The organism is Cystobacter fuscus (genome assembly GCF_002305875.1).
GTDB lineage: Bacteria > Myxococcota > Myxococcia > Myxococcales > Myxococcaceae > Cystobacter > Cystobacter fuscus_A.
The window spans coordinates 3,077,965-3,102,661 of record NZ_CP022098.1; the positions used below are offsets into that span (position 1 = coordinate 3,077,965).

A 24,697-nucleotide genomic window follows, 5' to 3' on the forward strand; every position below is an offset into this window, starting at 1 on the left:
AGGTCAAATGACCTGCCCCGGAAATGAGCCAGCGAACTGGAAAATGATGCAAAGAATCCGCGGGCTGCCGCGCGGCAATCGTGCGCCAGGCCGGTGGAGAGGCCGCGCAGCCCCCTTTGGGCGTTGCTACGAGGGCCCGATGATCAATCCGCCGCGTTGACCCACACGTCGTTCGCCAGCCAGGCATCGGTGGGCGTGGTGGGGGACGTCACCTTCGGGATGAAGGTGCTCAGTTCCGCCAGGGTCGGCTGACGGCCCTTGGATTTCACGAATGCGGTGCGCACGCGATATTCCGCGCTGGTGCGGAAGGTCTCCGCGATGGCCGCTTCGGAAGCCGGGTTGTCGTCCAGCACACGGGTCCAGTAGTCCATCCCGTTGGTGTCGGCCGTGATTTCCGGCAGCGTGCGGCCCATGACGTTGACGTACAGGAGGAACACTCTCTTGCCGTTCGGCGTCAGGGTGTTTTCGTAACCGACCCGGTTCGCGAATGCCAGGTTGGCCCGCGTGGTGCGTCCGGCGCTCATCTCGGTGGCCCAGTAGTACACTTCCCAACCCGATGGGCGGCGGTTGACTGTCCGCCGGAAGGTGTCACGGATGAAGAATTCGTCCGAGCCCTGGAGAGTCGACTGGATGGCGGCTTCGGTGGCGCTGCCAGGATTCGTGGTCAGTACCTGTACCCAGTAGCGCAGGCCTTCATTGTCGAGGTTCATTTCCTCGGGCGTGCGGCCCAACGTGGTGGAGAACATGTTCCAGGCCCTGGCCACCTCTGGCACGAGGTCTTTCTCCACCCATACGCTTCCCGCGCCCAGCATGCCCGCCACGCGCTCGGACCACAGCCGCCCGTGAAGGTTCAGGCCCTGGCGTGTCATGTGAATGCCATCCCAACGATAGGCCTTGGGGCCGGGAGGAGTCCACGTCGGATCCTCCCCGATGAGCATGTCGGTGTCAGGTCCCTGCAGGAAGACGGGCTCACTGCTCGTCACCGGTTCGCGATTCGCCAGGTAGCGTTGGCCTTTGCGGATTTCAGTCTCCGCTGCCCACTTCGTCGCGAGACTCAGTCCATCACCTGTGCGGTAATGAGGCGCGAGCCAGGTGGCACTCGCCACCATCCAGGGTTGCGTGCACCCCGTGATGTCGCGAAAGTCCTGTGCGAGATCTTTCAGTCTGGCCGCGTACCAGGTCCTGGAGGGTTGTTGTGGCTCGTTTGGATCCGTCGTGAACTCTCGTTCCGAGTTGCTTTCACCCTGATGCCACAGCACGGCACGGAAGCCACACTGGAGTTGCCCTCGCGTGGCCGTCAGGCGCTTGAGCACGCTCGCACCCAACTTCAGCCGCTCGAACAAGACCACCGGATTGCCGTTCAGATCCTTCACCCGCGTCGTCGCCGGAGTCACCGTGGAATCCCAGTACTCGAGCGCGGAACCGCCCCAGGAGGCATTGAGCACGGCAACCGGCACGCCGAGCCTGCTGCCCAGGTTGTCGGCGAAGCTCGCCCAGGGTGAACCGAAATACTGGCCACCGCTGGCGGTCGTGTAGGCCAGCGGTTCCGTCACCGGCAACCAGGAAGTCGCGCCCGTCGGGTCTACCGCGCGGTGCAGGGCGTTCGCGGTGACCACGGTGCCTTCCGTGTCGCCATGGCTGCCGACATTGCTCTGCCCGGCGATCATGAACACTTCCCCTACGGAGAAGCCGGGGCTGTCCCAGCGCAGGCGTTCGATGTTGCTGGCATCGTAGAACGATACGCGTACCTTCCTGCGCGAATTGCCCGTGGCGAGCGAGAAGTCGAGCAGGCTGGCGCCCGTGTAGACGCCTTCGGACAGCACGCGTTCACGCGTGTTGCCGCCGTTCAGCAGGGAGATGGAATAGTACGTGTAGGTGGCCGTCGACGGTGTCGAGGTCAGCTTGACGGAAATCCTCGCAACGGAATCCGGTTTCGTTCCGGCGCGCTGGAAGATCTCGTTGTCATGAATGCCGGTGAGCGCGGTGCTGCCCATGACGATGGCCGTCGAGTTGTTTTCGGGCGGAGCCGCGTTCGCCAGGGAGGGAAGGGCCATCGCGGTGGCGAACAGTGCCAGCGAGGAGAGCCCGCGGAAGGAAGGTCCAGGGAGCATGTGAGCCTTTTGCTACGGGCAGATGTGCCACTCGAAGGTCGTCATGGGCGTGGTGTCTCCATTCCGGTCCACCACCGAGTCGGCGGTATTGATGTTGAGGCGCGAGGTGCTGTGGACTCCACAGTTGAAGCTGGCCGATCCGGGCGCCTCGTTGGTGACCGTGTTGCCGTAGAGGCGGAGCGGCGCCTGCGTCGTGCCGGCCCCATCGACGTTGATCCCCTGCCGCGCGGAGTACACACTGTTGCCGTGCACGTCGCCGCCCTGGATGTTCTTGGGCGGCATGTACCAGGGGTGAGGTCCGAGCTCGATTCCGAAGTGGCAGTTGCGGGCCGCCGAACAGTCAATCGTATTGTCACTGACCACGGCACCGGTGAAGTTGCCCCACTCGGGGGTGTTGAAGTTGTCGAGCATCAGGCCGGCGAAGGCCACCTGGCCGGGCTGGCTGATCCTGTTGTGGGTGACCACGGCATTCTGGCCGCCACCCAGGATCAGGGCCACGTCGCTGTTGTCGACGAAGGTGTTGTGGGTGACCGTGGCGCGATCCGAGAAGTGGATCGTCAGTCCGTCCGCCCACATCCCCGGGACCGAGTTCTGCCCGTTGGAGCGGAAGACGCTGTTCGTGATCGTGCCGTCATTGCCGCGAAACTCGAGCGCGGTGCCGCAGAGTGCATTCTTGCTGACGCTGTGGGTGAAGCGACAGAAGGTGCAATCGCCCATCTTCGCGTTGAAGCCCCATCTGTTGTTGTCCGAGCCCAGGGGGCACTGCGACGCGGCCGTCGTCCCGAGGCGGGCGGCGCGATTGCCGTCCAGGATCAGGTGGTCGAAGGTCACGTATTGGGTCGCCTCGGCGGCGAGGAAGCCGCCGACCTTGGCGTTGAAGGAGGGAAGCGCCTTGAGCACGGCGCAGTGGATGCCAGGCTCCTCGCAGTTGGCGGCCGAGTTCTCGAGCCCTCGGGTTCGCAGCGTGAACGGCTTGTTGATCCGAACCTGGGTGGCAAGACCGTAGGTGCCGGGTGGCAGCTCGAGGGTGCCGCCGGATGGAGTGTTGTCGATGCATGTCTGGAGTGACGGGCCCAGATCGCTCAGGCCATCCGGGACCACGGAGACCCCGGGACAGAGCGTCACCGGCAGCGGGTAGGCGACGTTCGGAGAAAAGTCTCCAAACCAGATGTAGTCCTCCTGGAGCATCCGCCACTGGAAGTGGTAGGTGCCAGGGGTCGAGGGCGCGGTGATGTTGAAGGTAAACGTCTTCTGCTCGTTCGGGCGGATCGACTCTTGCGGCGCCAGGTCCACCCGGCCGATGCCCCAGGTCAGGTTGTCCTGGGGGTTCTGCGACCCGAGTTTATAGCCCGCGGCGGCCGTCCAGACGTTCGTGCCAATGTTCTTCATCGTCACCGACACGGAAGCACTCTGCCCGGCGACGAGCGTCGTCGGCACCGATTGTGTGACGAACTGGGCGTTATGAGGTACCGGCGCCGCGACCTGGATGGTCACGTTCGGAGAGAAGTCTCCGAACCAGGCGACCTTCTCCTGGAGCATCCGCCACTGGAAGTTGTAGGTGCCAGGGGTCGAGGGCGCGGTGATGTCGAAGGTGAAGGTCTTTGACTGACCGGGGCCTACCGACTCGCCAGCATCGAGGTAGATCCGGTTGTAGAACCACCGGTAGTTGTCCTGGGGGTTCTGGCTTCCCAGTTTGTATCCGAGCTCGCCGTTTCGGGTCCAGGTCGTGGTGCCATTGTTTCGCATGGTCACCGAGACCGTGCGGACTTCACCTGTGGTGAGCGACGTCGGTACGGTCTGGGACACGAAGACCGCGCTGTCGCCCGCGAAGGCCGAGGGCGCGGCGAGGCAAAGGCTCACGAGAAGCAAGAGGGAAGTGACGGGTGGTTTCATGGGGGAGTATTCACTCGAATCGAGCGGCCAGGCTGGCCCCTGCGAATGGGAAGAGCCGAGGAACAGGAAAATGATGCATGACGTGCTCAATGTCCGTCCCGCCCGAGCCCATCGAGACGTGAGCGCGGGCGTCTGGGGGCGCGTCGCAAGCGGCCAGGATCATTGAGCTTTCCCAGCTCTGCCGTAAAACCTGGAAATCCTCCGCATCATTTTCCTCGTCGGTGGCTCATCTGAATCGAGGGGGGCTTTTCCGGCCCCCCGTATTCGATGAGGAGAGCAAGGAAGTGAACCTGGCAATCAAGGCAACAAGCTCCGCGCTGCTGGTCATGTCGATGCTGGCGACTGGGTGCGGAGGGGTCGAAGACCCCGTGGATGAGAAGTCCAATGTCGCAACTCGGGAGGATGGTGCTACGGCCTGCACCCAGAACGGGGTCTCGCCACAGCTCGCAGCGCTGCCCGGGGGCCCGTACCAGAATTGTCAGGGCGGCACTTTTCCACGGATCGACCGTCAGTCCGGTACCCAGTCTTGGAGTGGGTGCTGCGGCGATCTCCTCCGAACCTGCGAGGTCCCGGGCTATTCGACCCTGAATACAGTCACCTGCTATGATGGAATCTCCTGCACCGTGGGCGGGGTCTCGCCACAGCTCGCAGCGCTGCCCGGGGGCCCGTACCAGAACTGTCAGGGCGGCACTTTTCCACGGGTCGAGTATCAGTCCGGTACCCAGGCTTGGAGTGGGTGTTGCGGCGATGTCGTCCGAACCTGCAAGGTCTCGGGCTATTCGACCCTGAATACAGTCATCTGCCTGTAATTGAGCTTGCCGGGGCCCGGGCCGGGGTCCGAGGTGGAGGAGCTGGAGTGCCTGCTGCGCGTCCTCGGGCCCTTGCGCGGGGAGGGCCCCTCTTTTCTCCAGCAGCCGCATCAACCGCTCCAACTCGGGCGCCACCAGTCCGGGTCACCGTCCCCGCGCGGGCGTCCCGTCAGGGGTTCGCTGGGAGGGAGAGGCCAGGGCGCGCAGGGGCGCATCGCTGCCCACGGAGATGAAGGGTGCCCAGTAGTGGGGATGGGCCTGGGTCAGGCGCAAGGAGCGCATGGCCTCGCGCAGGGCCGTGGATCTGCCCAGCCCCGCGAGCAGGTTGCGGTAGTAGGCCTCCATGAGGGTCCGGGTCGTCTCGTCGTTCACCTTCCACAGGCTCATCACCACCGTCTCCGCTCCCGCCACGACGAAAGCGCGGCGCAGGCCGAAGACGCCCTGGCCCAGCTTCACGTCGCCTCGCCCGGTGTCGCACGCGGACAGCACCACGAGCTGGGTGCCCCACAGGTTGAGGCCGGCCAACTCCAGGGCCGTCACCGGCGCGCTGTCAGGTGGCGGGCTGGCCGCGTCCGGGGCGTCGTCAGGCCCCCTGGGGGGGGCGCCCGCGAGAATCAGGCCCGAGCGCAGCAACGGGTCGGAGGGACGCGGCGCGCGGGCCTCTTCGCCCAGCGCACCGAATTTGACCACGCCCCTGTAGCCCTCGGGCACGGGAGCGTCCTCGAGGAAGAAGCCGTGGGTGGCCAGGTGCAGCACGCCGGGCGTGGGCAGGTGGAACAGCCGCTCCTTGGTGGCCTCGGTGCCGAGGAGGAGCTGGGTCTGGGGGAGCAGGCGTTGAATGCTCTCGGCTTCCTGGCGAGTGCCCGGCAGGGACGCCCACGGGGTAGCGGCGAGGTCCGCGTGCGGAGTGGACGAGAAGCTCCCGGTGGGGCCGGAGTGCCCGGCCAGCGTGGGGGCGTTGCCGGACGAAGCCACGGGGAGCTTTCGGGATGACGCGTGGAAGTCCGGGTCGGCGAGGACGAAGACGGAGGACGAGGGGGGCGTGTCCTGGAGACGAGGCAGGAGGTCCCTGCCGGAGGTGAGGTAGGTGAAGTCGAAGGAGTCGAGGAGGAAGTGGTGGCCGTCGTGGAGTGAGGCGAAGGGGACGAGGCCCAGCTGTCCGTCGGGAGAGATGAAGAGGCGGCGGGTGTTGCCCAACAGGGGCAGCAGGGGCCGGAAGGCGAGCCGGTAGAGGGCCTGGGCGGAGGTCTGGAATCGAGCGTCACGGCGTGCGAGCTCATCGCGCAGGCGAGTGGCGGCGAGGTCGATGGGCGCCGCGGGACCGAGATCCAAGGCACGGGTGGAGGTATCGGGGAAGAGCACCAGCGCCAGGTAGCGGAGCTGTCCCTGACGCCTCGAATGAGGGGTGCCGCGCTGGGGGCCGAGGGGGCTGTCCACGTAGGCGATGAGCTCGACGAGGGCGCCGTCCCTGGGGAGGGAGGCGGCCACCTGTCCGACGATCTCCGCGGGGGGTGGAAGGCGGGTGCGCGCACGCAGGGGCGCGGAGCGTTTGGCGAGGTCGGCTTCGAGGGCATCGCCCTCGCTGGCGAGGGCATCGAGGCGCTGTTGGTAGTCCGCCGGGGTGAGTGAGCCGGGGCCCGCGAGCCAGAGGGTGGCCAGTTGGGTGCGCAGGCCGCGTAGCCTCTCGAGGCGGTCGCGCTCCTCGGCTCCCATGCGCTGGTAGAGACTGCGGGAGATGCGGGCGGTCTCCTCGATGGAGCGGCCCTTGCGCAGCAGCACGGCGCCGAGGGCCAGGCGCCGGACGCGGGCGTCCCGTGGATGCTCGCGCACCAGGGAGTAGAGCAACTGCTCGGTCGTGCGTAGCTGTTGGAGGAAGAGGGCCAGGCGTGCTTCGGAGAAGCCGAGCGTCTCCTGGCGCAGGCGCTGCTCGGAGATGGCGAGTGCGCGCGTGAACAGCGGCAGGGCCTCGGGAAGGCGATGCTGCGCCAACCGGAGGAGGGCGAAGTCGTGGAGCGAGAGCTCGAGGTTGGGGTGGTTCTTGCCGAAGACCGCTTCGGAGATGGCGAGGGAGCGCTGGAAGAGTGGCTCGGCCCGGCCGTACAACCCCTGCATCATGTGGAGTCTGGCCTGGATTCTGAGTGCGTCGGCGACGCCGGGGTGTTTCTCGCCGAAGAGCGCTTCATGGATGGCGAGTGCGCGTTGGGTGAGTGGCCCGGCCCGGTCGTACGCGCCCTGGTTGATGTACAGGTCGGCGAGGTTGTTGAGCGAGTCGGCGAGGTCGGGGTGGTTCTTGCCGAGGGCCGCTTCCCTGATGGCGAGTGCGCGTTGGAGGAGGAGCTCGGCCCGGCCATACGACCCCTGTTGCAGGTAGAGGCTGGCCAGGTTGTTGAGCGCGTAGGCGACGTCGGGGTGGTTCTTGCCGAGGGACTCTTCCTGGAGGGTGAGCTCGCGCTGGTAGAGCGGCTCGGCCCGGTCGTACAACCCCTGTTGGAGGTAGAGTCCGGCCAGGTTGTTGAGCGCGGAGGCGACGAGGTGGGAGTTGTCGCCGGGGGCCGCTTCATAGAGGGCGAGCGCACGTTGCAGGAGTGGCTCGGCCCGGTCGTACAACCCCTTGTCCGAGTAGAGGTTGGCCAGGTTGTTGAGCGCGGAGGCGAGGAGGAGGTTGTTGTCGGGGATCGCTTCCTGGATGGCGAGCGCGCGCTGGAAGAGGGGCTCGGCCCGGTCATACAACCCCTGGGCGGTGGCGAGGATGGCGAGGTTGTTGAGCGAGGAGGCGACGGCGGGGTGGTTCTCGCCGAGAGCCGCTTCCCTGATGGCGAGCGCACGTCGAAGCAGTGGCTCGGCGCGGGCCAGGTCCCCTTGCCGCCGGTACAGGTCCCCCACCTGATGCAGGCAACTGGCGAAGTCCGGGTGCGTGCTCCCGAGCGCGGCCTCCCTCAGCGCGAGCGCATGCTCGGCACGTGCGAGGGCCTCGGGATAACTGCCCGCGTCTTTCAGCTTCGCCGCCTCGTCGAAGGCGGCCTGCGCCTCCACCAGCCGCGCATCCCCCACCTCTTCCGCCACCGCCGCTCCCGCTGTACAGCAGAGCATGACGACGGTCATCCACCCGAGCACACGTCCCATGTCCATCCTCTTCGAATGCGGATTCTCTGCATCGATTTCGAGTTCACTGGCTCTCTTCACTGGCTCTCCACGTTCGCGAGCCACCTGTTCAGCCCAACCCGGTGAGCGCACCGGAGAGAAAGCCATGAACGCGATGAAGAAGTTTCCGCTGATCTGCCTGTTGCTTCAGCTCCCCGCCCTGGCGTGGGCCGGCGCTCCGGCATCCGCGACGTCCGTGCACGAAGCCGAGCGCTACGCGCGCCGGTGTCAGTCCCAGGCCGCCTACCGCATCGCCAGGCCCCAGGGGACGATGTTGTGGGGCACCAAGCGGGACTGGGACACCGAGAAGGTGACCGAGGAGCGCAGCAGCGTGCTCGTCTCGGCCGAGCTCGCGCCCCTGCGTCAGGCGGATGTCGGGGTGAAGGCGCTGCGGCTCGAGGGCGGGCACCTGGTGGCCTCTCCCTCCCCGGAGGCAGGGGGGGTCACCAGCGGTGTCGTCGGCACCGTGCTCCATGCCACCGACAGTCACGGCAGGCGCGTGGAGGTGGCCATCTGCGGCGCCGAGCCCTCCCCCGAGGATCCTGGAATGGTCTTCTACCGCATCGAGGCCTGGAACGCGGTGGCCCAGGAATGGGAGAACCCCTGTGTCGCCTTGGACCGCGTGACCGACTCCCGCGCCCTCGCGGTGAGCGGCTCCTGGGACGCCAGCGGGGCTCACCATGAGGACCCGGGCAAGCTCACCTTCGCCTGTCAGAACGGCGCCATCGCCAAGTGCATCCTCTGGGGCTACAAGCCCTGGGTCAGCCGCGACGGGCAGCCGCTGTCCGGCCTCCATCAGGCCTGCACCCGTATGGCGCGTGCGGACTATTGCGGCAATGGCCGGAGCCACACGCATCAGGATACCACCATCGACATGTACGATCGGCTCGGGTTGATCCTGCGGACGACCGAGGCCTCGGAGGAATGGGATCCCGCGAGGGCCTCCTTCGAGGCGGCGTGGGCACCCGACGGGGCCACCTGCCTGGCGCGCACCCGTGATGGTCGTGCCATGGAGACGATCCTCCAGGAGTGTCCCAACCGTTTCCAGAAGGGCGCGGTGGCCGAGCTGGGCGGAGGCGATCGCTGCGCGGTGCGTCGGGCGGACGTCGACCCCGGGTCCGCGCTGCTGCGGAACCTGTCGTATGGAGGCCCGAAAGGCACCACCGCTCCCGTCCAGGGCCGGTGAGCCCGCGCTGGGGGATGTTCCCGCCTCAGCCGTCCTCTGGCGGAGTCCCGGCTGGAGGCGCCTCGGTGCCCTTGTCGTCCAGGAGCTGACTGAGGCTCAGGTCCAACTGGCTGTCGACGAAGGCCAGGAAGCTCTTGAAGCCCAGGGTGGACAGGCCCAGACGTGCCTTCAGGCGGGAGCGGGTCTCCTCGTAGACCCTCTGCCGTGCGCTCTTCAACCAGCGGGAGATGGTCGATTGATTGACGCGAAAGAGCGAGGCCAGCTCGTACGTCGAGAGGCGATCGGCGAAGTGGAGGCGGAGCAGGTGGCGCTCGTCGGCCGAGAGCGTGGAGGAGGCTTCGCGCAGGGCCTGGCGGAACTCGGCATGGTGGCGCCGCTTCATGACATCCAGCTCCGGGTCGACCCCTTGCCCCGGCAGCGCCTTGAGGAGTTCTTCCGCGTCCTGCTCGGGCGCGGGCTTCTCGGCGGCCCTCAGCCGGGTGGCGATGCGACCCGCGGTGACGAGCACCCAGTTCAGCAGCGCGCCTCGCCCCGTGTATTCTCCAATCCTGGGTGCGCTCTCGGGAGTGGCGACCAGGAGCTTCACGCGCGTTATCTGGCAGACGTCGTCGATGATCGCTTCGGGTTGCTTGAGACCCCGGAGCTTCTCCGGCAGCCTGGCCAGGTAGTTCCGTTCGAACGCCTCCTGGGCGGAGGCAAGGCCCTGAAGACACGCACACGTGAGGTAGAGTTCCGCCAGGGACATCCTGGCGAAGAGCGGCGCGATGGGGCCGTGGGGATTCGCCTCGGGCAGCCGCTCGGCGAGGTGGAGCACGAACGGCTCCGCGGGGAGCACCACGCTTGGCCACTGCGCGCGAGCATCCTCCCAGGCGCGGATGAGCACCTGGTCGAGCACGACGGCCTCCGCCTCCGTGGGGGGAACGAAGCGCACCTTCGTGTGCGCGAGAAATGTCCCGACCAGTTCTCGCACCTCATCCATGACGGGGCCTATACCATGCGCTTCACCCGGCCCCAACGGGAGCGACTGTAGGAGGACGCCCGGTGGCCGACCTGGCTCCCTCCAACTCCATGCGTCAGCCCATCTCCCATTGCCTGACGGACGAGCTCCTGGTCGAACTGCTCGAGGACCGGTTGCCGGACGAAGAGCTGGCCCGGATCCATCGGCACGCCGCCGGGTGCGACGACTGCCGGGCCCTGCTCGCCACGTTCACACCTGGCATTCAGCGCGCGGGGGAGGAGGCCACGGATGACTGCGAGCCGGCCGGCACCTCGCGGGAGCCGGGGCTCGTCTGGACGCCACCCGACGCCTTCGACGCATTCCGCCTCGAAGGCGAGCTTGGTCGTGGCGGCATGGGCGTCGTCTACCTGGCGCACGACACCTCGCTGGATCGGCGCGTGGCGGTGAAGTTCATGGCCTCGAGTCAGCCGGCTCCCAGGCTCCGTGAGCGCTTCGCGACCGAGGCCCGGGCGCTCGCGCGCCTGCAGCACCCCCACATCGTCAATGTGTTCAGCGTCGGTGAGGTGAGTGGCCACCCGTACATCGTCTCCGAGTACGTCGTCGGCGAGAGCCTCGCGGCGCTGCCCCTGCCGGTGCCCTGGCGCCGGGTCCTCGCCCTGGGCATCGGACTTGCCCGGGGGCTCGCGGCGGCGCATCGCCAGGGCGTGCTCCACCGCGACCTCAAGCCCTCCAATGCCCTGGTCACCCGGGAAGGCGTGGTGAAGCTGCTCGACTTCGGTCTGGCCGAGCGCTTCGAGGTGGGAGCAGCCGAGGTCTCCACCTCGCGCCCCATCGGCGGCACGCTGCCCTACATGGCGCCCGAGCTTCTCGCCGGTGCTCCCGCGAGCCCTCGAAGCGATCTCTACGCCCTGGGGCTCATCCTCCACGAGCTGTGCACGGGCGAGGTGCCACGCCGCGAGTCCCTCCAGCCTCCGGAGGTGCTTGCCCGTGCCGGGCTCGTGCCGGGCATCGATCCGGACTTCGCCGCGATCATCACGCGGTGCCTCGCGGCCAATCCGCTCGAGCGCTTCGCCTCGGCCGAGGCACTCCTCGAGGCCCTGGAGCGGCTGGAGCGCCTCGCGCCCGAGCCGCTGGCCGCCGGCAATCCCTACCGAGGCCTCGCTCCCTTCGAGGCCGAGCACCGGTCGCTCTTCTTCGGGCGCGACGCCGACATCCGCGCCGTGCTCGAGCGCCTGCGCTCGCGCGCCCTGGTCCTCGTCGCCGGGGACTCCGGGACCGGCAAGTCCTCGCTGTGCCGCGCCGGCGTCCTGCCCCGGGTGGCCGCTGGCGCCCTGGATGAAGGCCGTGAGTGGATCACTCTCACGCTGTGGCCCGGCCATCGTCCGCTCGAGGCCCTCGCCGCCGCGCTCGCGCCCCTGCTCGGCCGCAAGGAGGCGGAGCTCGTCACCGCGCTCGCGGACAGGTCAGCCTGGCTCGGCCAGGCGCTGCGTGAGGCGCACTCGAGTGGACGGGGCCTGCTGCTCTTCATCGATCAGCTCGAGGAGTTGCTCACCCTCTCCGAACCGGTCCAGGCGGCGCACTTCGCCCGGCTCCTCGGGGAGTTCGCCCTGCCGTCGGTGGGGGTGCACGTGCTGTTGGCGGTGCGCGGCGACTTCCTGACACGCCTGTGCGCGCTTCCCGGCCTGGGCGATGAGGCGGAGCGGGCGCTCTACATCCTTCGCCCCCTGTCACCCGAGGGAGTGCGCGAGGCCATCGTCGGGCCCGCGCGCAGCCGGGGCGTGGCTTTCGAATCGGGTGAGCTCCTCCAGATGCTCGTCGCCTCCACGGTCCATGGCGTGGGCAGCTTGCCCCTCCTCCAGTTCGCGCTCGCCGAGCTGTGGGAGCGGTGCAATCCCGAGCAGGGCGGCCGCATCATGCGGGAGGCGCTCGAGGAGATGGGCGGGGTGGCTGGAGCGCTGTCCCGGCATGCGGATGGAGTGCTCGCGCGCCTGAGTCCCACGGAGCACGCGGCGGCGCGGCGCCTCCTGCTCCAACTCGTGACGGAGGAGGGCACGCGCATCGAGCGTGGCGAAGACGAGCTCGCCGAGGCCTCGGATGGGGCTTCCCGTGCCGCCCTTCGCGCGCTCGTCGAGGGTCGCCTCCTGCACACGCGCACCGTGAGCGGCCAGCCGCGCTGGGAGATCGCCCACGAGTCGCTCATCGAGAGCTGGGGCACGCTCCGCGACTGGCTCGATGACGACATCGGCCATCGCGTGGTGCGCAAGCGGGTCGAGGCGGCCAGCGCCGAGTGGGAGCGCCTCATGCGGGCCCGCGATGCCCTCTGGGGGCAGCGGCAGCTCGACGAGGCGCGGCTGCTCGAGCCCTCCACCCTGGGCTCGCGCGAGCATGCCTTCCTCCTCGCTTCCCAGCGCGCCGTGACACGCAAGCGCTGGGGGCGCTGGCTCGCGGTGCTGGGCCTCGTGCTCGCCGTCTGCGCTTCCTATGGCGGGCTTCGTCTGCACGCGTACCTCGAGGACACGCGCTTCGTCGCCACCGAGCACGGCCTGGCACGGGAGGCGCTCGCCGCGGGCCGTGACCTCGCCCAGCGGGCCCGCGTACGCCGCGAGGAGGCGTTGGCGTTGTTCGATGGCCGGGCGCCGCCGTCCGTGGGCCTCCAGACCTTGTCGGGACCCGATGGTCCGAGGAGAGCCGCCGAGCGGCAATGGACCCAGGCGCTCGCCCTGCGCGATCAGGCGGATGCGGCCTACACGCGCGCCAGCCGGAACCTCGAGAGGGCCCTGGATCGCGATCGCCACCACGTGGGCACGCGCCGGCTCATCTCGGAGCTCACCTATGAACGGGCTCTCCTCGCCGAGCGCTTCCACCAGAGCCGCGAGCATGACGAGTGGGTGCGGCGTCTGGAGCAGGAGGTGGACACGGCGCGAGTGGACACGGAATGGCTGCAACGGCTCAAGGCCCCGGCCGAACTGGAGATCATCTCCACCCCACCTGGCGCACGCGTCGAGCTCGAGCGCTACACCCAGGAAGAGGGGACCTTCCGCCGTGAGCCCGTCGCGGAGGCCAGCTCCCTGGGGCCGACCCCCATCGCCCGCCTTCGCCTGCCCGAGGGCTCCTATGTGCTCCACGTCACGCAGCCGGGGCGTGTGCCGGTGGACCTGCCGCTGCGCCTCTCGCACGGTGCCCGCGAAACGGTCCGCCTCACGCTCCCCACCGCGGTGCCTGACGGCTATGTCTACATCCCGCCGGGCTGTTTCCTCCTGGGCAGCGCCGAGCCCGAGGCGGTGCGCAGGTTCTCGTTCAGCGCGCCGATTCATCGGTTCTGTCTCAACGCGGGGTACCTGATCGGCCAGCGGGAGGTGACGTTCGGCGACTGGCTGACCTACCTCGACGACCTGCCTCCGGATGCGCCCGCGAGGAGGATCCTCGAGCAGCCGCGCTTCGGCGATGGTGGGGCGGTGACGCTGCGGCGACACCCCGGCGCTGACTGGAGCTTCACCTTCTATCGTTCGCGAGAGGAGTTCAGCACGGCGAAGGTGGGCGAGGCCTTTGTCTACGCGGGGCGGACCCGGCGGAACACCGCTGACTGGAGAAGGTTTCCCCTGTTCGGTGTCTCCGCGCAGGACCTGGAGGGCTACTTCTACTGGCTCGACCGGACGAAGCGTCTGCCAGGAGCGCGCCTGTGTGGCCAGCACGAGTGGGAGTACGCGGCCCGGGGAGCGGATGGCCGCCGATACCCTCATGGCGAGGAACTGCGGCCCGACGACGCCAACATCGACGCGACCTATGATCGGGAGCCCACGGCCTTCGGGCCCGACATGGTCGGTTCCCACCCCGCGTCGGTGAGCCCCTTCGGTCTGCACGACATGGCCGGCAACGCCTACGAGCTCACGCGGTCCGTGACACCGGAGTTCGGGCGAGTCGTTCTCCGGGGGGGCTCGTGGTACTACGACGCCTTCGCCGCGGCCATCGCGGACCTCTCACCCGGAGATCCCACGGCGCGCGACGTCAGGATCGGCGTGCGCGTCTGTGCTTCGTTCTCTCCACGGTAGGAGGGCACTGGTGAGCAAGCGAACACATCGCCCAGGCGGGGCGCCGCGTCCGGCTCCTCAAGACAGCCCGATGCTCCAGCGAAAGGCGCGGTTCGGGCGCAGGAGGCGGTAGACGCCCCAGGGCCCCAGCACGCCCACGAGCGCGCCCAGGACGAGGTGCAGCGGGAGGGGCGCGCCGGGCCATGCCCGCTCCAGGGCCTGCCGGGGTCCGGAGACGAAGTAGATGTGGAAGAGGTAGATGGGCATGCTGATCGAGCCCAGGTAGACGAGCCCTCTGAGCAGCCACGCGCGCCGCGCCCGGTCCAGGAGGACGACGGCCAGGGAGAACTGCATGCAGAAGCCCAGGGGGCCGTTGAGCTGTCGCGGCGCCCAGGGCCCCTCGGTGGAACTCCAGGCCTGGAGCGCCACCATCAGCCCCAGACACCCCACCGGCACCGCCGCCTGGAGCGCTCGTGGCAGCCGGGAGAGCCCCCGCATCACCGGCCCGAGTCCGGGAGCCAGGGCCAGGCCCGAGGCGAAGAAGCAGTTGGAGAAGAGGATGAGGCGCAGGTAGCTCGCCCCCACGCCCACCGTGGCGGCGCCCCAGGATTCGGCGATGGCGTGGGCCAGCAGGGACAGGCCCAGATAGCCGGGTCCCGCCCAGGGGCCCGGGGCTGGCACGAGGCGCCGGTAGATCCAGGCGAGCAGGGTGCAGCCCACCAGGGCGTGCACGAACCAGAAGATGCCGTAGGGGGGAAACCACGCGGTGGGCAACCGGCCCATCCAGACGAGCCAGCCGTCGAGGGTCCGCGGACCCCCCCGCAGGAGTTCCTGGAGGCCGAGGGCGACAGGTGCCCAGACGAACATGGGGACGACGAGTTTGCGCAGCTTGCGACGCGTGAACTCCAGGAAGGACGGGTTCGGCTCGGCAAAGAGGAACACCGCCGCGCCCGAGTTCATCAGCATCACCGCCATGTTGAAGCTGTGAAGGAGCCCCGCGGCGAAGCGCAGGTCGGCGCGCTCCGGGACGAAGAGCTTGCGCAGTCCCTGGGAGGACTCCACGCCCATCACGTGGACGAGCACCACCAGCAGGATGCTGAGGCCTCGGCTGCAGAACAGCGCATCGGAGAGCGCCCTGGGGGTGGCCGGATCGCGGGGGGAGGACATGTGTCTGGCGCTCCGGAATGCAAGGACCATGCGCCCTCCGCCCCCGGCCGCACCGCCCGCGCCGTGTCTCCGGTGTCCCGGTTCGAGGCACTCCGGCGTCTCGGAATGGGCCCACCTCGCGGGCGGCGCTCGGCCAAGGCGGGGGCATGGCCCCGGCAAGGGCCGGCAGGCCCCGCGCTGGGAGGACGTACGCCCTCCCATGAGGGGACAGGTGGAAAGTTATGTAGTGAACGAAACCTGAAGTACCGTGGCGAGCCGACACGCAACCAGGGGGGATGCGGTGACGGGCGTTCCTCCCGATGGAGCCGCCATGCATGCCGTGAGAGTCCGCAGTGCCCTGCTGGGGTGTTGGATGGGATTGTGGGTGGGCTGTAGCAGCCCTCCCCCGGGAACGCAGACGCTGGCGCGCCACGCCGAGCCCCTGGTGATGGACGGCTGGGAGGGGACAGCCTCCATGCCGGAATCGCGCAAGTACCACGCGGGCGTGGAACTCGCCTCGGGGCGGGTGTTGGTGACGGGTGGGTACAACGCCAGTGGCTATCTGTCCTCGGCGTCTGTCTATGAGCCCGGAGCGGGGACCTGGACGGCGGTGGCGCCCATGCCCGTGGCACGGCAGGCACACACGGCGACGCGACTGCCGTCGGGGCAGGTGCTGGTGGTGGGCGGGGAGAACACCACGGGCCGACTGGCCACGGCGGTGGTGTACGAGCCGGCCACCAATACATGGAGTTCGGCGGGCGGCTTCGCCTCGGGTCTGGGGCGTAAGGAGCTGACGGCCACGTTGCTGCCGTCGGGCAAGGTGCTGGTGGCGGGCGGCAACAACGGCGGGGCTCGCACCACGGTGGATGTGTATGACGCCCAGGCGGGCTCCTGGACGCCGGGGCCCAATCTGGGCACGCCCCGGCGCGCTCACACGGCGACGTTGCTGCCCTCGGGGCGGGTGCTGGTGGTGGGCGGCACGGGGAGCACGAGCCTGGCGACGGCGGAGGTGTACGAGCCGACGAGCAACAAGTGGACGGCGACGGGAGCCCTGACGACGCCGCGCTACAACCACACGGCGACGCTGCTGGCCTCGGGGCAGGTGCTGGTGGTGGGCGGACGCAACAGCACGGGGGTGGTGGGCACGGCGGAACTGTATGATCCGAGTACGGGCACCTGGAGCCCGGCGGGGACGCTGGCGACGGGGCGGGAGTCGCACACGGCGACGTTGTTGAGCACGGGGCAGGTGCTGGTGGTGGGCGGACTGAACGGAAGCGCGCTGAGCAGCAGTGAGCTGTACGAGCCGACGACCCGAACGTGGAGCGGGGTGGGCGCTCTGGCCACCGCGCGGTACGCCCATGTGGCGGTATTGCTGGAAGCACAGAAGAAGGTGCTGGTGGTGGGAGGCATTGGGACGGCGAGCCTGGCGACGGCGGAGCTGTACACGTACGACGCGTGTGCCGGGGTGACGTGCAACACGCCTCCGGGGGGGTGCTATCAGGCGGCGGGCACCTGCTCGCTGGGGGTGTGCAGCTACGCGCCCAAGGCGGCGGGGACGGTGTGCGATGACGGGGAAGGGTGCACGGGCGACGACACGTGCAACGGCGCGGGCGTGTGCGCGGGGCGGGCGCTCAGTTGCGACAGTGCTCCGGGCCAGTGCTACGAGCCGGTGGGCACGTGCACGCAGGGAAGCTGCGCATACCAGTACAAGGCGGACGGGGCCGCGTGTGACGACCACGATGCGTGCACGGTGAACGAGGTGTGCAACGGGGTGGGTGGGTGCGGCGGCACGCCGGTGACGTGCACCACGCCGCCGGGGCAGTGCTACGAGTCGACGGGGACGTGCGGCGCTGGCGGCGCGTGCAGCTATGCGCCCAGGGCGGCGGGGACGGCGTGCAACGATGGCAACGCGAACACGGTGCAGGACGTGTGCAATGGGACGGGCGGATGCGCGGGCGTGGTGGCGTGCACGACGCCGCCGGACGCGTGCCACGGCTCGCCAGGGACGTATGCCAATGGCGTATGTACCTACCCGCTGAAGGCGGCGGGCACCGTGTGCGGCGCGGGCCAGGTATGCGACGCGACGGGCACGTGCGGCAGTGGCTGCTGGATTGGCGGGGCCTACTACGCGGCGGGGAGCACCAATCCCAGTGGCGACTGCCAGCAGTGCAACCCCAGCGTGTCGACGAGCAGCTGGAGCTTCAAGCCGGCTACCACTCAGTGTCGGGCCGCGGGCGGCGTCTGCGACGTGGCGGAGTACTGCACGGGGAACTCGGCCTCCTGCCCCGCGGACGCGGTTGTCAACGCCGGTACCTCCTGCCGCGCGGCGGCGGGCAACTGCGATGTGGCGGAGGTCTGTGATGGAGCGGGCAAGACGTGTCCCTCCGATGCCCATGCCGCCAATGGGACGAGCTGCGGCTCCACCGGCTACGGCGGCTGGGGCAGCTGTGGCGGGGGTGCCAACTACTGCGCCACGTCGGGCACCCAGTCGCGCAGCATGACGACGTACACGTGTAACTCGGGGACGTGCAACGCGAGCACCAGCTCGCAGTCCCAGACGTGCTCGCTGACGCCCACCACCTGCGCTGCGCCCACCTATGGCTCGTGGAGCGGATGCTCCTATTACGATGTCTGTTCGAATGAGGGCGAGCGGTCGCGGACGGTGACGCGCTACAGCCTCAACTGCGCGACGGGCCAGTGCGCCGCGAGCACCACCACGGAGTACGACGGGTGTACTCGCACCATGCCCACGGGCAGCTGTGGCTCCCCCTCCTATGGCGGCTGGGGCACGTGCAACGTCAGCAACTACTGCTCCACGTCGGGCACTCAATACCGGAGCATGACGACGTACACGTGTGGCGGAGGCACGTGCAACGCGAGCGCCGGCTCCCAGTCGCAGTCCTGCTCGGTGTACCCGGACACCTCGTGCCCGGGAGCGAGCTACGGAGCGTGGAGCGCGTGCAGCTTCGGCGATGCCTGCACGACGACGGGCACGCAGTCGCGCAGCGTGACGAGCTACGATTTCAATTGCTCCAGTGGCCAGTGCAACGCGAGCACCAGCACGCAAACGCAGACGTGCACCCGGGCGCCCCCCACCGTGGAATGCTCGGGGCCGAGCTACGGGGCCTGGAGTGCGTGTACCTCCACCGATGCGTGTGGGCAGGGAGGCGTGCAGTCGAGGACGGTGACGACCTACAGCGCCTCGGGTTGCCAATGCGTGGCGTCCACCACAACGGAGACGCAAGCCTGTCCGACCAATTCGACCTATCCCTGGATGGCCTGCGGCAACATGTGTGTGAATGTCAGCGATAACTTCAACCACTGCGGCGGCTGTGGCCAGAAATGCCCCAACTACAAGTTCGTTTGCGTGGAAGGGATTTGCGAATTCCAGTAGTGCCTTCCGCATGACCTCCATGTCATGAAGGGGGAGGAAGCGGCTCACGCCGCCGCCTCCCCGGGTCGGGTGGCCCGCACCACGCGGGCCGGGGCGCCCACGGCCACGCTCGCGGGGGGAATCTCCCCGCGCACCACGCTCGCCGCGCCCACGAGGCTCCCCTCTCCAATTCGCGAGCCCGCGAGCACCGTGACCCCATTGGCCAGGAATACCCCCCGGCCCACGCGCGTGTCGCCATTCTGGAGCGTCACGCCGTGCAGCACCGTGCACGCCGGCCCGAGCTCCACGCCCCGCCCGATGACGATGTGGAACGGGTGGGGCAGGCGCAGCCCGGGGCCGATCGCATCGCTCCACACGTCGATGTGAAAGCCCAGGCGGAGCGCGGTGGACACTCCCAGCGACGTGCCCAGCGCGCCCCGAAGTCCGGCCCCGAGCCGCAACAGGGCCAGCGCCCACAGGGAGGCATCGAGCGCGGCGGCGGCTCGCGGCAGCCGCGCTCCCCCTTCCCGGTGCACCCGCACCACCCGCGCGCCGTCCTCCCGGAAGGCCCGTAGGGAGTGCGCCACGGCGTGGAAGCGTTTCAATCGCGAACCCATGCCTCCCTCCCTTGCGAGCGCCGTTCCAGTCCCGCCCGCGCGGGGACGTGGGTTGGATGTGTTTCATCTTGAGGCAGGGGCGAGGTCTCGTTTCAGGATGTCTCAAGATGAGATGACCGGACGTGCTCCGCGAACGTCCGGGTCTCCTGGGGGGAACGGGACATGCACCGGGCACCCGGGAGTCAGCAGGAAGCGGGCAGCCGACCGAGAGCAGCCTGTACCTCACGCTGCTTCAGGAGATTGCCCGACGTGACTGATGACTTGACCGGCTACGAAGATCACCTCGTCGTGATCGTGAGTCGTGATCCCGCCGTCCGCGAGCTGCTGCGCACCCGGAGCGAGAGCCTGGGCTTCGATGTGCTCGAGTTCGAGCACGCCCAGGAGGTGCTCGGACGGGAGACGTTCGACTGGACGGCGGTCTGTCTCGACCTCGAGCTCGACGACCTGGGAGGTCGGGACGTGTTGCGGCACCTGCGGGCCCGCGATGCCCTGCTCCCCATCTTGATCATCGCCTCGGATCAAGATCTCCACGCCGCCGTCCAGGCGGTGCGCCGGGGTGCCTATGACTACGTGGCCAAGCCCCTGGAGGGCGCGCGCGTCACCCAGTCCCTGCGCGAGGCGGCCGAGTACCGGCGGGAGTGCTGGCGGCTGCGGAGCCTCGAACAGGCGGGGGAGGCGGAGCCGCTCCTCGGACGCCTCGTCGGCCAGAGCGCCCCGATGCGGGCCCTGGTGCGGCAGCTGCGCCGGGTGCTGATGGCGGAGGTGCCCGTGTGCATCTTCGGCGAGACGGGCACGGGCAAGGAGTTGGTGGCGCGCGCCATCCACGAGCAGGGCTCCCGGGCGGGCGGGCCGCTCGTCGCCGTCAACTGCGCCGCCTTCTCCGAGTCCCTGCTCGAGTCGGAGCTCTTCGGCCATGACCGGGGGGCCTTCACCGGCGCCTTCACCACCCACAAGGGGTGCTTCGAGCAGGCGCAGGGCGGCACCCTGTTCCTCGATGAGGTGGGGGAGATGAGCGCCTCCACCCAGGTGCGGTTGCTCAGGACCCTGCAGGAGCGCACCGTGCGGCGCGTGGGCGGCACGGTGGAGATCCGCGTCGATGTCCGCATCATCGCCGCCACCCACCGGGATCTCCCCGCGGAGGTGAAGCGGGGACGGTTTCGCGAGGATCTCTACTACCGGCTCGCCGTCTATCCGCTCCGGGTCCCGCCGCTGCGGGAGCGCGCCTCGGACATCCCGCTGCTCGTCCACCACTTCCTGCGCCGGTGGGCCGGGGGGGACAAGAGCCGCCCGCGCCGCGTCACCCAGGAGGTGCTGGAGGCGCTCGTGCGCTACGCCTGGCCCGGCAACGTGCGCGAGTTGGAGAACGTCCTCCAGCGCGCCGCGCTCGCCTGCGATGGGCCGCAGATCGAACTCGAGCACCTGCCCGCGGAGCTGCGCGCGCTCGTGCTCCCCGCCATTCCCCGGGTGCTCGCCTCCGCGCGCGAGGGCGCCTCCCGGCCCCTGCTCGCGGAGGACACCGTCGTGCCCATCCGGGAGCTGGAGCGTCGGGAGATCCTCAAGGCGATGGCGGTGACCCAGGGCAGTGTGAGCAAGGCCGCGCGCCTGCTGGGACTCGGGCGGGCGACGCTCTACCGCCGCCTGGGCGAGTTGCACCTCTCCTCGGCCATCGACGAGCGCTCGGGCGGTTGAGCTCCGCTGGCGCGGCTCTTGCCAGGGGGCGCCCGCATGCGCCGCTTTTTTCTCGTGGTGGGCAGTGTCCTCTCCCTGTGCTCGGGCTGTCACGCCCACCTGACTCCCGCCCCGCCGCGCGCCGCGGAGGACAGGGGCTTCACGGGCGAGCCGCTCCCCGAGCCGGCCGGGATGGCCCCGGTGCCCCCGACGCCCTTCCGGTTGGAGCCCGGTGATGTCCTCAACCTGCGGACGATCTCGGCGGCGCCCCTGGAGGTGCCGGGCCTGCGCGTCGATGACGCCGGGTTCCTCCATGCCCCGCTCACGGGCGCCGTCGCGGTGATGGGCACGTCCCTGGAGGAGGCCGAGGCCCTGCTCCAGGAGCGGTTGCGCCGCTATGATCGCTTCGCCATCGCCTCGCTCACCGTGGCGTCACCCGCCGGGCACCGGGCGAGTGTGCAGGGCGCCGTGGTCAAGCCCGGGAGCTATCTCCTGGAGGGGCCCACCCGGGTGGCGGATCTGCTCGCGCTGGCCGGCGGAGTCCAACCGGCTGGGGGAGAGGTCGAGAGCGTCGAGGCCGGGGATCTCGAGGCCGCGCGCCTGCTGCGTGCCGGGGAGTCCCTGCCCATCAGCATCCCCCGGGCGCTCACCGGAGATCCGAGGCACAACGTGCTGCTGACGCCGTGGGACGTGTTGTTCGTGCCCGCCCTGCGGGGCGCGGCGGTGCGGGTGCTGGGCGAGGTGCGGCATCCCCGCCTCGTGTCCTGGCGCCCGGGACTGCGGCTGAGCGAGGTGCTCGCGCAGGCCCAGGGGCTGCTCCCCGGCGCGGACGCGGCCGACGTGCGCATCGTCCGGGGCCCGCTCTCCTCGCCGCGGCTCTACCGGGCTGATCTCGAGGCGCTCGTCCAGGGACGGGCGCCCGATGTGGAGCTGGCGCGCGGAGACATCGTGTTCGTGACCCGGCACTGGTTCGCCTCGGTGACGGACGTGATCCAACGCCTGGTGCCCCTGCTGGTCATCTCACCCCTGCCGCGTTGAGGACGGTAGGAGGGCTCTGGCGCCTCGACGCGCGCGCTTGCTCGCCGAGACGATGCTGCCCGCGCCCTCGTCAGCCGAGCTGCTCGCGGCGAACCAGCCCGTCACCGCGACGGTGGACGGGGCACATGGCGCAGGCGCGGCTCAATCAGGCGCAGGGCCACCATGAAGGGGGCGGGTGGGGTAGAACTCTGGAGAGGGTCTTGGGCTAGCGCATGAACCGATTTCCTGGGTTGCACCCGGGACCCGGTTGACATGACCTTGTAGGTCATGTCAAATAGGCACGGCGCTTTGCACGTGCCTTCTGGTGGTCGGTACAGGGGCCCTGAGCTCGTGCGTAGGAGTCTCTTGCGTGTTTCGTTGGCTATCGAGGACGAGGTGGCCTGGGCCATCAGACATGAAACACTTGGCCGTGGCCCTATTCCTGGCTGGACGCGCCAACAGTGGCGTGGGGTCCGCTCGCTTTCATCAAGCCGCCGCGCTCCCCACCCCTGTCCCAGCGCCTGTTCCCCAGTTCCCCCGTCCCAGCTACACCCCCGCGGGTGCCGGTGCGTCACCGCTCGGCCAGCCGTGGCAGCCACCAGGCGTCCAGGTGGAGCGTTCACCGAACCGGCGGCTCCTCCCACCGACGCCAGAGCCGGGCCTTTGGGCAGCGGATGTCGTTGCGCGCTTGTTCGAGTATTGCGCCATCCAGCGAGCATTTCGGCTACATAAAAAGCTCATGAAGGCAAATGCCGAGCCCTCCCGTGTATTGGAACAACGCGAGGCGGCCATGGGCGTTGCCGTCCTGTTCGCCCAAAGCGCCTGCAACGAGCAGACGTATCCACGTGAAGCAGCGGACCTATACAATCAAGCAGCGAATGAATGGGCCAGGCAGAACCGTATGGTGGAGGAAGGTTTGTGAGGACACCGCCTGATCCTCGAGCACCGATGACTCCAGGGGAGGAGGAGGCCTTCGACGGACGAGACGCCTATGTGGGGTGTATCGTCAATCTCTACTGTGCGAAGGCCTGGGCGGAGCGCCGAGATTACAACGACCTTTCCGCTGAACTCATCCGCCTTGGATCTCCATCCCCTGACTCTGGCCACGAATTCTGGCGAGTCAAATGGTCGTCGGGCGGTGACCCAGAGGAAGATGAATTGTTCGCATGGGCGCGGCGTAAAGCGCTTGAGCTGAAGCCAGACGTCAAAGGCTTGGACTGGGTGACCCTGGCAACGCAATTGTATGAGGGGGACGTCGCGGCGGAAGTCCACCGCCTTTTTCCAGGTTTCTCGGGAGGACCGCATGCCGGCTCCGGGTTGGTGTTCTTCCATCTGATGGGGCTGATTTCGTAGGAGAGGCCGCGCAGATGCTCTGGTCCGAGTGGGTCTCGGGACCTGGCTCAAGCGATCCGCCGTCCGAGGAAGTCGAAGGCCTCGAGTGGGAGCAGGTGGGCCCGGGTCTGGGGGTACTCGGAGGCCAGGAGGGTGAAGCTCAGCAGGTCGCCGCGCGGGTGGTGCGGCGCGAGCTGCCGGTCGCGCAGTCGTCCCTCGAAGGTGAAGCCCAGCCGGCGCGCCATCGCCGCGCTCCGCTCGTTGTCTGGCGCGCAGAACAGGTCCAGGCGTTTCACCTTGTCGAATTCGAAGGCGGTCTTGACCAGCGCCGAGGCCATCTCCGTGGCGAGACCCTGGCCCGTCACGTCGCGGCGGAACCAGTAGGCGATCTCGAGCGCGTCGATGCCAGCGCGTTTGAGCAGTCCACCCTCGCCGAGCATCCTGCCGGTCTCCGGCTCGAAGGCGCCGTGGGCGCGATCCTGGTCCAGATCGAAGCTGCCTCGGAGCTTGCGGATCTGCGTGGCGTGGGCATCCAGGGACATGCGTCCCTCGGGAGTGAGAGGGAAGAAGTGCTCGAGGAACGCTCCGCTGGAGTCCACCGCGTCCTTGCGGAGCGCGGCATCGGAGGGCTCCATGCAGCGCAAGAGGAGGCGGGGCGTTCGCAAGCGATAGGGCGGTCTGATGGCGAGGGGGCCGGCGGGCGTCGTCATGAGGTGGGAGTCTACGCCTGGGATGGTGGGCCTTCCGCTCCGGCCTTCAATGGTCCCGACGTTGCACCGTGAGAGGGCCATGCGAAACTCTTCTCTCATGGTCTCTCGTCGCCCTCCCGAGTCCGAGTCCACCGAACCCAACGACCCGTCCGTGGAGGCGGCCTTCCAGGCGGCTCCCGAGGAGATGGTGGCGGAGATCCTGGATGGGGTGCTGCATCTCAGCCCGCGCCCGGCCCGCCCTCACGCCAACGTGGCGTCGAACCTGGGCATCCTCATCGGAGGGCCCTTCAAGTTCGGCAGGGGCGGGCCGGGGGGATGGGTCATCCTCTATGAGCCAGAGCTGCACCTCGGCCCACGTCCGGACAAGCTCGTGCCGGACCTGGCCGGGTGGACGCGCGAGCGACTGCCGCGTGCCGTCGGTGGCTCCGATGCGCCGGCGCACTACGGCCTGTCGCCGGATTGGGCGTGCGAGATTCTTTCCGACCGCACGCGCGGCCGGGACAAGGGCGCGAAGATGCGCATCTACGCCCGGGAAGGGGTGAGGCACCTGTGGTTGGTGGAGCCGCTGGCCCGCACGCTGGACATCTACCGGCTCGTCGAGGGTCAGTGGGTGCTCGCGCAGTCCTTCGCGGGAGAAGAGCGGGTGAGGGTCGAGCCGTTCGAGGCCATCGAGTTCGAGTTGCCGCTCCTCTGGTCCGAGTGAGGTGC

Annotated in this window: 15 protein-coding genes and 1 pseudogene; 9 read left to right on the plus strand and 7 right to left on the minus strand. The window is 68.8% G+C overall.

What is annotated here, in order from left to right; all coding sequences use genetic code 11:
* Positions 1 to 143: 143 nt before the first annotated feature.
* The 3 genes from CYFUS_RS12770 to CYFUS_RS12780 form a co-directional block, all read right to left on the minus strand.
* Positions 144 to 2,111 carry a sialate O-acetylesterase gene (locus CYFUS_RS12770; protein ID WP_095985465.1) on the minus strand — a complete coding sequence of 656 codons (1,968 nt, stop codon included), beginning with the start codon at positions 2,109 to 2,111 and terminating at the stop codon, positions 144 to 146.
* Between the two features lie 12 nt (positions 2,112 to 2,123).
* Positions 2,124 to 4,004, minus strand: a complete 1,881-nt coding sequence (locus CYFUS_RS12775; RefSeq protein WP_095985466.1) for an NBR1-Ig-like domain-containing protein — start codon at positions 4,002 to 4,004, stop codon at positions 2,124 to 2,126.
* A 953-nt stretch (positions 4,005 to 4,957) separates the two neighbouring features.
* Entirely contained in the window at positions 4,958 to 7,936 is a 2,979-nt protein-coding gene (locus CYFUS_RS12780) for a CHAT domain-containing tetratricopeptide repeat protein (protein WP_095991975.1), read from the minus strand.
* Positions 7,937 to 8,060: 124 nt separating this feature from the next.
* Between CYFUS_RS12780 and CYFUS_RS12785 the strand changes: the two genes are divergently transcribed.
* Positions 8,061 to 9,140, plus strand: coding sequence for an ADYC domain-containing protein (locus CYFUS_RS12785; RefSeq protein WP_095985467.1), 1,080 nt, complete (start codon positions 8,061 to 8,063; stop codon positions 9,138 to 9,140).
* A 25-nt stretch (positions 9,141 to 9,165) separates the two neighbouring features.
* On the opposite strand, the gene CYFUS_RS12790 is transcribed toward CYFUS_RS12785, so the two are convergent.
* Complete coding sequence (locus CYFUS_RS12790) at positions 9,166 to 10,119, minus strand: sigma-70 family RNA polymerase sigma factor (protein WP_095985468.1); 954 nt, start codon at positions 10,117 to 10,119, stop codon at positions 9,166 to 9,168.
* A 62-nt stretch (positions 10,120 to 10,181) separates the two neighbouring features.
* On the opposite strand from CYFUS_RS12790, the gene CYFUS_RS12795 reads away from it, so the two are divergent.
* The gene (locus CYFUS_RS12795) at positions 10,182 to 14,147 is read left to right on the plus strand and encodes a bifunctional serine/threonine-protein kinase/formylglycine-generating enzyme family protein (RefSeq protein ID WP_332468357.1); all 3,966 of its coding nucleotides are present in this window, start codon (positions 10,182 to 10,184) and stop codon (positions 14,145 to 14,147) included.
* A 57-nt stretch (positions 14,148 to 14,204) separates the two neighbouring features.
* Here CYFUS_RS12795 and CYFUS_RS12800 read toward each other — a convergent pair whose 3' ends face one another.
* Positions 14,205 to 15,293, minus strand: a complete 1,089-nt coding sequence (locus tag CYFUS_RS12800) for an acyltransferase family protein (RefSeq protein WP_157758408.1) — start codon at positions 15,291 to 15,293, stop codon at positions 14,205 to 14,207.
* Positions 15,294 to 15,747: 454 nt separating this feature from the next.
* Here CYFUS_RS12800 and CYFUS_RS54505 point away from each other — a divergent pair.
* Positions 15,748 to 16,620: pseudogene (locus tag CYFUS_RS54505) on the plus strand (Kelch repeat-containing protein); the annotation flags it as partial.
* Between the two features lie 705 nt (positions 16,621 to 17,325).
* A complete protein-coding gene (locus CYFUS_RS52625; protein WP_232537532.1) occupies positions 17,326 to 18,666 on the plus strand; it encodes a hypothetical protein in 1,341 nt (446 codons plus the stop codon).
* Between the two features lie 44 nt (positions 18,667 to 18,710).
* Here the strand turns inward: CYFUS_RS52625 and CYFUS_RS12810 are convergent, their stop codons facing one another.
* Positions 18,711 to 19,262 (minus strand): acyltransferase, encoded by a 552-nt coding sequence (locus CYFUS_RS12810; protein ID WP_095985471.1) that lies wholly within the window; start codon positions 19,260 to 19,262, stop codon positions 18,711 to 18,713.
* 249 nt (positions 19,263 to 19,511) lie between these two features.
* On the opposite strand from CYFUS_RS12810, the gene CYFUS_RS12815 reads away from it, so the two are divergent.
* The 4 genes from CYFUS_RS12815 to CYFUS_RS50555 all read left to right on the plus strand — a co-directional run bounded on the left by CYFUS_RS12815 (position 19,512) and on the right by CYFUS_RS50555 (position 23,300).
* Complete coding sequence (locus tag CYFUS_RS12815) at positions 19,512 to 20,951, plus strand: sigma-54-dependent transcriptional regulator (protein WP_198316563.1); 1,440 nt, start codon at positions 19,512 to 19,514, stop codon at positions 20,949 to 20,951.
* Positions 20,952 to 20,987: 36 nt separating this feature from the next.
* Positions 20,988 to 21,968, plus strand: coding sequence for an SLBB domain-containing protein (locus CYFUS_RS12820; RefSeq protein ID WP_095985473.1), 981 nt, complete (start codon positions 20,988 to 20,990; stop codon positions 21,966 to 21,968).
* A 718-nt stretch (positions 21,969 to 22,686) separates the two neighbouring features.
* Complete coding sequence (locus CYFUS_RS50550; RefSeq protein WP_157758409.1) at positions 22,687 to 22,869, plus strand: hypothetical protein; 183 nt, start codon at positions 22,687 to 22,689, stop codon at positions 22,867 to 22,869.
* 26 nt (positions 22,870 to 22,895) lie between these two features.
* On the plus strand, positions 22,896 to 23,300 hold the full coding sequence (locus tag CYFUS_RS50555; protein ID WP_157758410.1) for a hypothetical protein: 405 nt from the start codon (positions 22,896 to 22,898) through the stop codon (positions 23,298 to 23,300).
* A 47-nt stretch (positions 23,301 to 23,347) separates the two neighbouring features.
* Here the strand turns inward: CYFUS_RS50555 and CYFUS_RS12830 are convergent, their stop codons facing one another.
* Complete coding sequence (locus CYFUS_RS12830; protein ID WP_232537533.1) at positions 23,348 to 23,989, minus strand: GNAT family N-acetyltransferase; 642 nt, start codon at positions 23,987 to 23,989, stop codon at positions 23,348 to 23,350.
* 97 nt (positions 23,990 to 24,086) lie between these two features.
* Here CYFUS_RS12830 and CYFUS_RS12835 point away from each other — a divergent pair, with 97 nt between their 5' ends.
* A complete protein-coding gene (locus CYFUS_RS12835; protein WP_095985476.1) occupies positions 24,087 to 24,692 on the plus strand; it encodes a Uma2 family endonuclease in 606 nt (201 codons plus the stop codon).
* Positions 24,693 to 24,697: the final 5 nt, after the last annotated feature.